7 protein-coding genes are annotated in these 8548 nt (G+C 61.2%); all 7 read right to left on the bottom strand.

The window, feature by feature from the left end; all coding sequences use genetic code 11:
* Window positions 1-15 precede the first annotated feature (15 nt).
* Window positions 16-585, bottom strand: a complete 570-nt coding sequence (locus AAFM31_RS17545) for a hypothetical protein (protein WP_341709153.1) — start codon at window positions 583-585, stop codon at window positions 16-18.
* A 157-nt stretch (window positions 586-742) separates the two neighbouring features.
* On the bottom strand, window positions 743-1639 hold the full coding sequence (locus tag AAFM31_RS17540; protein ID WP_341709152.1) for an amino acid ABC transporter substrate-binding protein: 897 nt from the start codon (window positions 1637-1639) through the stop codon (window positions 743-745).
* 29 nt (window positions 1640-1668) lie between these two features.
* The gene (locus AAFM31_RS17535) at window positions 1669-3789 is read right to left on the bottom strand and encodes an HlyD family efflux transporter periplasmic adaptor subunit (RefSeq protein WP_341709151.1); all 2121 of its coding nucleotides are present in this window, start codon (window positions 3787-3789) and stop codon (window positions 1669-1671) included.
* Complete coding sequence (locus tag AAFM31_RS17530) at window positions 3786-5120, bottom strand: HlyD family efflux transporter periplasmic adaptor subunit (protein ID WP_341709150.1); 1335 nt, start codon at window positions 5118-5120, stop codon at window positions 3786-3788. The genes AAFM31_RS17535 and AAFM31_RS17530 overlap by 4 nt, the downstream gene beginning before the upstream one ends.
* Window positions 5121-5126: 6 nt before the next feature.
* Window positions 5127-5882, bottom strand: a complete 756-nt coding sequence (locus tag AAFM31_RS17525; protein WP_341709149.1) for an efflux RND transporter periplasmic adaptor subunit — start codon at window positions 5880-5882, stop codon at window positions 5127-5129.
* Between the two features lie 5 nt (window positions 5883-5887).
* Window positions 5888-7438: a TolC family protein gene (locus tag AAFM31_RS17520; RefSeq protein WP_341709148.1), complete on the bottom strand. Its 1551-nt coding sequence runs from the start codon at window positions 7436-7438 to the stop codon at window positions 5888-5890.
* A 59-nt stretch (window positions 7439-7497) separates the two neighbouring features.
* Window positions 7498-8548: hypothetical protein (locus tag AAFM31_RS17515; RefSeq protein ID WP_341709147.1), on the bottom strand; the 1051-nt coding region annotated here is incomplete at its 5' end.

Raw genomic sequence — 8548 nt, 5'->3', positions numbered from 1 at the left:
CATGGCTTCATCTTCTCAGGAGTTGAAGCCTCCGCGAAACCCGGGGCGGTTCAGCCACTGTCTGCTCGCTTCCAGCTCGAAGTCTTGTGTCCCCGTCAAGATCGGGCGAACCTGCAGCTTTGGCAGGGCGAGAGCGTAATCACCCCGGTCTGTTACCACACCTAATTGGTTGCCGCTGCGGAACAGTTCGGTAGCGGCCTCGTGGTCGAGGTCATGGTTTGAGGTGGAAAAGGTGCTGCCGGGGGCGAGGGTGGCGCTGTCTTGGCTGAAAACCGCTAGCACCGAGTGAACGTTTTTTCCTTCAATGAGTTCGCCAGCAACGCTGCGGATGTAGTGTCTTCGGGGCCCCCAGATATCGATGCGCAAAATGGTCAGTGGCTGATCACTGCGGTTCTTGATGCGGATGTACGTAGTCCAGTCGCCCGGAAGCAAGGAGGGATGAAAGTCGGCGGCGCTTACTACGAATGGCTTTGCTCGATAGCGCAGCAGTCGCGTCCAAGTCGCCAGGGTAAACAGCAGGGTGAGCAGGGTGGCGATTGCTGCCAGCGCTGAGGCGTTTTGCCAGAGCCAGGTTAGTCCTTCCATCACTTCTCCGTAAAGGCTGGTATCTCAAGGGGATACTTGCCGATATTGAGGTGCTTTGGCAAAGGAAGATTAGGGCTAACAGCGAATGTAGAACGTGTGCGCTGTGCCAACTCAGTCTGCGCGCTGGATTCAACCGCAGCGCGCAGACGTCTTTTGGTTATTGCAGTGGCTGATCGTTTGGTGCGGCGTAGGCGGCCCGTGTCTTGTCATTGAGCGGCAGGTTCATTGGCCGGCCGAACGGCGGAATAGGGCTGTTGAACCATTGGTTGTAGAGTTGCTCGAGCTCGCCGCTTTGCATCATGTCGTTCAGGGTTGTATCGACCAGTTGCTTCAGCTCCGGCTCGTTGGCGGGCAGCATACAGCTGAAGGCTTCCGGGTTGAGCCCGAGGTTGACCATTTTGAAACTACCGGCGTTGTCCGCTTTGAGGGCTTCACCGGCCATGATCGCCATGCTGTTGATGTAGGCGTCTGCATGTCCGTCGCGAACCAGTTGCAGGGCGGCACGGTTGGTCTGGGTCTTGATCAGCTCGACGCTCAGTCTCTGTTCTTGCTGCATTTGGGTGAGTAGGGTTTCCATGGTGGAAGCGGCAGGGACGGCCACCCGTTTTCCCTGCAGATCCGATAATTGGCTGATAGTCGAATTGGCAGCGACCAGCGCGCCGGATTCGGCGACGTAGAACGTCGATGAGAAGGAGACCTGCGACTCCCGCGCCTTGGTGTGGGTGTCGGTAGCGCAGAGGATATCCAGCGTGCCGGTGGTCACCAGCGGAAGACGGGTGCTGAGTGTCGCTGCGTTCCAGCGCAGCTCCAGCGCCGGCATCTGCAGTTTCTCCTGGACGGCCGCGGCGACGCGCTTGGTCATGTCGACCCCGAATCCTACTGGTTTATCCGGGCTCAGGTAACTGAACGGTACCGAGGTTTCGCGGTAGCCGGCAACCAGCACGCCGGTCTGTTGGATGCGTTCCAGCCGATTGGCAAAGGTGTCGGCCTGGCTGCTCAGCGGCAGCAGTGCCATCAGTGCGCTGACGGTCAAAAAGGGAAGGCTGCGTTTCATCATGGGCTCCTGCGATAGATTCATTGGGGTCAAAACCCTGATTCGCGGATCAGTACGATCAGGGCTGGCTTGAATGCGTCTGCCAACCAACTGGTGGGCGTGCCGTCGATTAGCGCTCTTCCGGTCTGTTGTTCCAGGCTGGTGGGCGCGCCGTTGAGCTTTACCCTGACCCGGTACAGTGGGTCGCGCGGCTGTAGGCCGTTGCCGGACTCGACAATGGCGACCGGACCTCCGAAGCGGGCGGACAGCATCGGATGTGGTAGTTGCTTCGACAGGCTGGGGTCGATTTCCTGTACTGTGCCGCTCAGTGGTCGGCTTGAATGAGCGGCCGAATAAAAACGAAGTTGGGCGCCGGGCTGAACTCGAGAGATGGCCGACTGCTCGACAAACACCTCGGCGATCCACTCGCTGGGGTCGATCAACGTGGCCAGTGGCGTGCGGCTATCAACCCACACATCTTTAGCAATATGTGGGTCCAGATCGGTGAGTACGCCGGCAAAGGGCGCGCTCAGGGTCAGCCGGGCTAGCTCCTGACTATAGGCTTCGATATCGCTGGCATGAACCTCCCGGCGGGACTGCAGGCTGCGCCGCTGCTGTTCGCCATCGGCGAAGCCCAGAAGCCCCTGCAGCTGTGCGCGAACGGCGGTTTCCTCGATGCGAGCCAGCTCAAGTTGGTGCTCCAGCTCTGGCTGGCTGAGCTGGAAGACGGTTTCGCCTTGTTCGACTGTTCCCTGGCCGCGCTCTGGTAACTGTTTCAGTTGGGCGGCAATCGGGCTGTAGAAGCTGTGGCTGCGCACCGGCAGCAGCACGCCGTAGGCTTCTACCCGGTACGGCAACGGCAGCGCCGCCAGTAACAGCAGACCCAGCAGGCAGGCCCAGGCCAGCCGTTTGCGCCAGTGCTTTACCTCGGCACGCCGGGCGTGCCAGACCTTCAGCTCGCTCCACACCGGTCGCAGGACGAACCAGCTGATCTCGACGATGAACAGCAGGATGCCGAGCAACTTGAAAAACAGGTAATACACCGCTACGGCAATGCCGATGAACACCACCAGACGGTACAGCCAAGTGACCAGCGCGAACACCAGCAGGAACCGTTTGAGTGCTGGCGACAACGGCTCCGGATCTGCGTCGCTCAGTCCAAGTAGTCTCCGGCGGATGACGGCGCGCGCGACGGCGAAGGAGCGTTGATGCAGGTTCGGCAGCTCAAGAAGGTCGGAGGCGATGAAGTAGCCGTCAAAGCGCATGAACGGGCTGGTGTTGATGGCCAGGGTCAGCACCCAGGAGGTGGTCGCAAGGAAGAAGAAGATTTGCTTCAGGTCGCTGTTGGCGGTCAGGTGCCAGGCCAGGGTGGCGATCGCTGCGACGCCCAGCTCAGCGATAATACCCGCCGAATCAACTGCCAGACGCTGGCGGCGACTCTGCAGCCGCCAAGCTTCGCTAGTGTCGGTGTAGAGCATCGGCCAGAGCACCACGAAGGCGACTCCCATGTGGGAGACCCGCAGCCCATAGCGCGTTGCCGTCAGCGCGTGACCAAGCTCGTGAACACTTTTGACCAGCATGATCGCCAGCAGATAGCCGACCAAGCCTGCTGGCGAGAGGCTGGCCTGAAAGCTGGCGATAAATTGATCCCACTCGCGGACGGTCAGTCCCAGTCCGAACAGCGCGATGAAGCCGAGTACCCAGAGGGTTGCAGGCTGATAGAGCCAGCCGGTGTGCGCTGCCAGTGATTGCAGAAAACGGGTGGGGCGCACCAGCGGCAGGCGGAAAAACAGATAGTTGTGCAGCAACTGCTTGAATGGGTTGCTGCGGCTTTTACGGTAGTGCTGGATCAACCTGTCGGTGTGCGTCGGATTACGCTGGTCGAGCAGTTGTCCTTCCTGCAAAAAACGCAGCAGCTCGGTCAGCTCGCCTTCGTTGACCTGCAATGGCGTACCGTTGCGTACGCTGTCGAGCAGCTCTGCTGGAGACTGCCCCTTCCAGCGCGACAGCAGCTCAAACTCCAGCCAGCCAATACGGTAGAAGCGGTTGCTGATCGGGTCCTGAATGACCCAGGTTGGCGCGCCGCTGCGTTCACGGGCTGCCGGGAACAGCTGCAAGTTTTCGCGCAGCGGCGGCAACAGCGGCGGAAGCTGAAAGGGAGCCGCGCTCATAGCCCGGTCCACTGCCGCAGGGTGCCGAGCGGACGACGCAGAATCCAGTACAGGGCCGGCTTGCGCTCACCGTAGACCTTGGCGACGCCGCGCAGGCCGATATGCACCGTTGCTGGCTCGGTCAAGGTGCCACGAATCCGGTACGACGCGATGTTGTCGGGCGACAGACTGGCCTGATAGCTGGTTTCGGACAGCTCGGCGCCGAGCGAGTCGAGCGGGGCGGTCTGCAGATACACGCGCATCTCTGCGCCCGGTTCCAGAGAGATCGCATCGGCCACCGGTACCCATACTTGAACGCCGAGGTTGCGGGGCTCGGCCAGCATGCCGATGCGTTCGCCAGTTGCTACCGGCTTGCCCAGCCATTCATCCTTGCTGCCAAAAATAAACACGCCGTCCTGCGCTGCGCGCACTTCGACGCGCGATAGCAGCTCGGTCAGGTAGGCCAGTTCGCTTTCCTTTTCCTGGACGCGCCCTCTGAGTGCGGCCAGATCGGCTCGGCTCTTCTGGCTGTCGAAGGCGCGCTGATCCATAGCCAACGCCTCGGTGCGCGCCACCGCCAGCGCCTGCGCGGCGACGTCGCGGCGGTTGCGCAGGGTGGTATCGTCAAGGGTGAACAGCAACTGACCAGCCGTGACCTCGCTGTTGGGCTCGACGTGGAAAGCCTTTACCACGCCCTCCATCGGCGACGACACCAGCTCTGACTGCAGCGAAATAACCTCGGCCGGTGCAAGCACCGACAGGCGCACAGGGATCAGCGCCAGAGCCACCACAGCCGCGAGCGTAACCCCTGCTACCCACCGTAGTCGGCCGGTCGGCAGCAGCCGGCGCATCAGTTTGCGGTGCGGGCTCAATGACGCCATGCAGTAAGCGTAGTGGCGATGCACTCGGTCCAGAAACTGAACTTCGGCGTCGTGCCAGCGCTGTTCACGCACGTAATAGACGCAGCCCTGGTATTGGCCACCGGGTGTTACCAGTGGCAGGCGCAGGGCGAAGTCCGGCCACCATTCCTGCCATTGCTCGCGTAATGGCTCCGGCAGCTCCGCTGTACTGAAGGTGTGCGCGGCCAATTTGTGCGCTGGTTTGAGACCTGCTTCCAGCTGTTTCAGCCAGAGGTTGTACGGGGTGTCGGTCAGGGTGGACACCAGCCCGGTGATGGCCCTCAGCTTGGCGCGCTGGGCGCTTTCTTCGGTAAATACCACTGCCTGGCGATAGGGGATCAGATGCCAAGTATCGTTGGCGATCAGAAAGGAGAGGGTGTTCCGATCCTCTGCTTCGATGGCGCGCTGCTGAATGCCGAGCAGGGTCGACAACCGGTCCGTTGAGCGGGTCATCGCGGATCAGGGCTCGCTGTCGGGCGGGGTGAAATGGGCGGTGCCGCTCATACCCGGAAGCAGTTCGCCGGTGTTGTCGTTGAGGGTCGCTTCCAGCTCAATGGTCTGACTTATCGGGTCGATGCGCGCGTTGAGTGCCGACACGCTTGCCGGATAGCGCTTGCCGGTCTCGTCTATGCTGACGGCAAACGGCGTACCTTCAGCTAACCAGCTGACCCACTGTGCGGGTGCGTTGAGTCGCAATTTGAGCGTGCCTGCACTGATGATTTCCAGCAGCGGCTCGGCCGGCTTTACCGACTGGTACGGCTTGGCGTTGAGCTGCACAACTCGGCCGCTGAACGGTGCGGTGATATTGCATTGGGCCAGTTGCACCTGATTGAGCTGGACTTGTGCCTGACCGCGCGTTACCGCGTGGGCGGCAAGGGCGACTTCGACGTCACTGGCCTGGCGAAGCTCCTTTAGTCGCAGCTGAGCCTGGTGCTGCTCGCGGGCGGTGGCCAGCTCGGCTCGGGCCATGTCGAGCCTGGCTTTCTGCTCGCCACACTCCAGTACCACCAGATTATCACCGGCCTTGAAGGTGCTACCCAGAGACGCGTTTAGCGTGGTGATGCGGGCCGCAATCGGGCTCGATAGTACCGTTTCCTGAGCAGGAGCGAGCAGTACACGGATGCTCGCATCTTCTGCGCTCGCAGCAGCGCTGAAGCTGCTCAGCAGAATCAGCGCCGCTGCCTGGTACCAGCGATGTTCAGAAGCATTGGTCATGACTGTCACAGGCTACTGGCCTGCTCCGCAGAAAAGCTTGGTACCGCGGCGCTGGTCTGCCATTGGGGGAAGGTATCTCCCTGAACGTCTTCAAGGTGAGTGCGCAGGGTTTCAGCCAGCTCCTGGACTGACATGTCACTGATATTGTCTGGCAGCACCGACAGACCAATGGAGTTGTAGATCCGGCCGTAGGCAGCCTGTGCGGCAGCGTATGCAGCGTAGCGTTGGTACTCGGAGTTGAGCGCTCGGGTCTGGGTGCGGATCAGCTCCAGATCGTTGCCAGTGCGGCTGGTGGTTTCCGCCTCGGCCAGTGCGACGAGTTTCTGGTCAACCTGATTCGATTCGTCCATCACGTTCAGGTCCTGCAGTGACATCTTGTAGCGTTCGACCGACAGGCGCACCTGGGTGATGACTGCCATCGACAGCGACAGGCGCCGGGCCTCGTCGTTGCCCTCGCGGGCCGCCTGCATACGCTTCATCGCCGGCAGTGACAGCGGGCGCAGCAGGTTCATGCTCAGCTGTACACCGGCGTCGGTCCAGTCGTTGTTGTACAGATACTTGTTGGAATCATAGCTGGCGCCCACGTCAAAGCGCAGCCCGGGCAGCATTGAGGTGAGCTGACGGCGGGCTTCGTCTGCGGTAATGCGCTTGCGGTAGTCCTCTTCACGCAGCTCCGGGCGCTTGATCAGGGCCAGCTCTTCCAGCTCACTCAGGTTGTAAGGCACCGGCGGCAGCTCGGGCAGGGCCTCATCGGCGACGGTGAAAGGCGTACCGGGGGTGATGTTCAGCAGGGCGGCCAGTTCGCGCTTGGCATAATCCAGCTCCTGCTGGCGGGCGGTCAGCAGGGCAACCGCGTCCAGCAGCATGCGCTGGTAGGTCAGCGCGTCCTTCGCCGGGACCAGCCCTTGGGCTTCGGCCGCTCGAGACAGCTCCAGGGCCTTGCGCGCATCGATCGATAACTGCTGTGCCCGATCAGCAAGACGCTGAGCACCTACGGCGCGCCAGTAGGAAGCGCGCACATCCTGCAAGATATTCTGAATGACGCGCTGACGTCGTTCTTCGGCTATCAGGAATTCATTCGAGCGCTGACGTGCGCCGTAATAACTCATGCCGAAATCCAGCATATTCCAGGTAAAGGCAATCGATCCGGTGGAGTGACGGCGTTCCTGGGAGGTCGAGTTGAACAGCGATATGTCACCGGTGTCGATGTTGACGCTGTTGCCGCCAGAGTCGTTGTTGCGCGAGGTGTAGCCGGCGCTGGCGACAAGGCTCGGCAGCATATCGTAACCGGCCACCTCGAACAGACCGTAGCTCAGCGCGGACTCCATCGCCTTGAGGCGGTAGTCAAGGTTGTACTTCAGTGCGCGGGCTACGGCTTCATGAAACCCGATGGGTTTGAAGACCAGTTCCTGATCGGCGTAAATCCGTTGCTGATCTTCCATGACTCGCGCACGTGCTTCATCCTCGGTGATCGGGTCCGGCTTAACCGCGCAGCCACTTAACAGGGTAACCATGCCGATGGCGGCCAAATAGGGGATAGATGAGCGCTCTTTCATTCTTTTTAGGTCCGTTGTCTCAAGTCGGTTGCCGGTATCGGCGCGTTCACGGGTGAATATCACGCTGAGGCCGCCTGTTGCTGGCCGCCATCAGATGCGGTGTTCGGTTGTGCTGACCAGCCCTGCCTGGCCGCTGCGGCCTGACTGAGCTGGTCGGTAAAGGGCACATGGCGAGCCTGCGCTGCGTCACGGGTTTGTTGTTCTGCCAGCGGTGGCTGGGCCTCGGCCGCTTCGCCATCCGCCGATTGCAGTTGGCGCAGCGCGTCCTCTAGTAGCCGTTCGATCTCTTCCAGATCGACGTCTGTTGCCTGGTTGACCGAGAAACTTGCGGCAGGGCTTGAGCTCATGCCACTGCCCAGGCTGGCTTGCAGTCGATCGATCTCGGACGACAGGGCCCGCAGGTCACGAGCCGCCCCCTGTACTGCAGGCAGTACGTGGAGGTCGTAACCGCTGGTGAGTAATTGCGCGCCGATCTGGGAGTTGTCTCCGGTTTCGCCGTTGTTGTTCTGCGCCTGTTCAATCGTTTCCAGAACATGCAGTTCCGGCGTCATGTCGCCGGTTGTCTGATTACTGATCGGGGTGCTGGGACCGACCGGCCTGGGGCTGGAGTCGGTACCGTTGAACGGAGGTTGGTCGTCTTGATCGGTCACGCTGATGGTGACTGCGGTAACCACTGATCCGTTACCTGCCGCGTCGCGGGCGCGCACGCTCAGCGTGAAGCTGTTGGGCTGAGCTTCATAATCGTTTGCCGCTGCTGCAGTGCCAGCCGCAGTCAGGGTGATCCTGCCGCTGCTATCGATGGCGAAGTAGCCGTTGTCGTTACCTGAAACAATCTCGAAGCCGGTCACGTTGACGTCGTCGTTAGCGGCGACGGTGCCAATGGCAAATCCGCTTTGCTGATTCTCCGCGTAGCTAAAGCTCTGGCCGTTGCTAATGACTGGAGCTGTGTCATCCAGATCGGTGACTGCGATGCTCACATCGGCGCCAGTGGACCAGTTGCCCGCCGCGTCACGTGCACGCACGTTGAGGGTAAAGCTGTTCGGCAGTGACTCGTAGTCGTTGGCCGCAGCAGCGGCGCCGGCGGCGGTCAGCGTGATCTTGCCGTTGGCA

Source organism: Halopseudomonas sp., from assembly GCF_038130085.1.
In the GTDB taxonomy this organism is placed as follows: Bacteria; Pseudomonadota; Gammaproteobacteria; order Pseudomonadales; family Pseudomonadaceae; genus Halopseudomonas.
This window is presented reverse-complemented; position numbering and strand designations above follow the sequence as displayed.

What these genes read in the sequence shown, in the direction of transcription:
- AAFM31_RS17545 (WP_341709153.1), bottom strand. Translation starts at nt 585, where the DNA reads ATGGAAGGACTAACCTGGCTCTGGCAAAACGCCTCAGCGCTGGCAGCA.
- AAFM31_RS17540 (WP_341709152.1), bottom strand. Translation starts at nt 1,639, where the DNA reads ATGAAACGCAGCCTTCCCTTTTTGACCGTCAGCGCACTGATGGCACTG.
- AAFM31_RS17520 (WP_341709148.1), bottom strand. Translation starts at nt 7,438, where the DNA reads ATGAAAGAGCGCTCATCTATCCCCTATTTGGCCGCCATCGGCATGGTT.
- AAFM31_RS17530 (WP_341709150.1), bottom strand. Translation starts at nt 5,120, where the DNA reads ATGACCCGCTCAACGGACCGGTTGTCGACCCTGCTCGGCATTCAGCAG.
- AAFM31_RS17525 (WP_341709149.1), bottom strand. Translation starts at nt 5,882, where the DNA reads ATGACCAATGCTTCTGAACATCGCTGGTACCAGGCAGCGGCGCTGATT.
- AAFM31_RS17535 (WP_341709151.1), bottom strand. Translation starts at nt 3,789, where the DNA reads ATGAGCGCGGCTCCCTTTCAGCTTCCGCCGCTGTTGCCGCCGCTGCGC.